The 1,539-nt window shown below is 81.7% G+C and carries 1 protein-coding gene; it reads right to left on the minus strand.

Annotated features, from left to right (window positions below; all coding sequences use genetic code 11):
• Nucleotides 1–1,387 (minus strand): TOMM precursor leader peptide-binding protein (locus tag EF918_RS39250; RefSeq protein ID WP_312847896.1); only part of this gene is annotated, 1,387 nt, incomplete at its 3' end.
• Between the last annotated feature and the right edge of the window lie 152 nt (nucleotides 1,388–1,539).

A 1,539-nucleotide genomic window follows, 5' to 3' on the forward strand; every position in this document is an offset into this window, starting at 1 on the left:
GGTCCAGGGCGCGGTCGGGGCCGAGGGCGGCGAAGGAGGCACGGAGCACGGTGCGGTGCCCGGTCGGCCGCATGCCGGTGAACCGCTCGACGGCCTCGAACAGGGCGACCCGGCCGCTGTCGTCGAAGTCGGCGCCGCGGCCGTAGCCGCCGTCGTCGCCGGGCCGGCCGTCGGTGACCAGGGCGGTGGTCAGGGCGAAGGCGGAGCCCTCGGCCCGGGTGAGCCGGCGGACCGGGCCGAACCGTTCGTCGTGCAGCGCGGAACGGAGGGCGGCGAGGCCGGTGCGGGGGTTGGGCGTGCGCAGCACGGACGGATCGGGCAACGGGTCGGCGACGTCGGGCAGCCGGGCCGCCGCCGGCCCGTCGTCCGGCAACGGCCGACAGACGGCGCAGCCGCCGACGGGGCGGACGCGGTGGGTGGACCAGGTGCCGCGGCCCTGGTGCAGGACGTGGACGACGGCCGGGACGGGGGCCCCGGTCTCGGCGGCACCGGGGCCGGCTCCGGCTGCGGCCTCGGCAACGTCGTCGGCCTCGGCGGCGGCTTCGGCTTTGGCCTCAGCAACGTCGTCGGCCTCGGCAACGTCGCCGGCCTCGGCGGCGGCTCCGGCGGTGCGGGCATCGGCCTCGGCGGCGGTGGCGTCGGGGCCGGCCTGGGTGGCGGCTCCGGCTTCGGCCTGGGCAACGTCGTCGGCCTCGGCGGCGGCTCCGGCGGTGCGGGCATCGGCCTCGGTGGCGGCGTCTGAGCCGGCCCCGGCGGCGGTGGCGTCGGGGCCGGCCTGGGTGGCGGCTCCGGCTTCGGCCTCAGCAACGTCGTCGGCCTCGGCGGCGGTGCCGGCGGTGCGGGCATCGGCCTCGGCGGCGGCGTCTGAGCCGGCCCCGGCGGCGGTGGCGTCGGGGCCGGCCTGGGCGGGGGTGCCGGCGGCGGCGGTGGTGCCGGTGCGGGCGTCGGCGTGGGTGTCGGCGGCGGGGCCGGCTTCGGTGGCGGGGCCTGTGCCGGCGTCGGCGTCGGCCTCCGCGTCGGCGAGCAGGGCGTGGGTGAGCGCGGCGAGTGCGTCGGTGAACCGGGGCGCGAGCCGGCCGGCCAGGCGGAGCCGCGGGCTGGACCAGGGCACCCGGCCGCCCGCGGTGGCCAGCCGCTGGCGCTCGGCACAGACGAGACAGGCCCCGGCCCCGGCCCGCAGCACGGGCCCGACCAGGACGAGCGCCCCGTCGCACCGGACGGGCACCACCGCGGCGGTCCGCCCGAGCGCGAGCCGGCTCAGCTCCTCGGCCTGTCCGAGGCTCCACTCCTCGAACAGCACCACGCCGCCGGCCACCAGAGCGGCCACGCCGTCGACGCCGTCGGCCACGGCGATCCCGTACGGGTCCAAGGCCCGGCCCAGCGCCACCGCGGCGCCGTGGCCGGCGGCCTCCGGCCGGGGGCCGCCGACCGCCGCATCGGGGGCCGGGCCGGGGCCCGGGCTGCCGGCCGCCTCGTCGGGAGCCGGGCCGCCGGTGCGGGCGAGCGGCCCGGCGGGCGCAGGCCCGGCGGGCGCAGGCC

This window comes from Streptomyces sp. WAC06614 (genome assembly GCF_003949795.1).
Classification (GTDB): domain Bacteria; phylum Actinomycetota; class Actinomycetes; order Streptomycetales; family Streptomycetaceae; genus Streptomyces.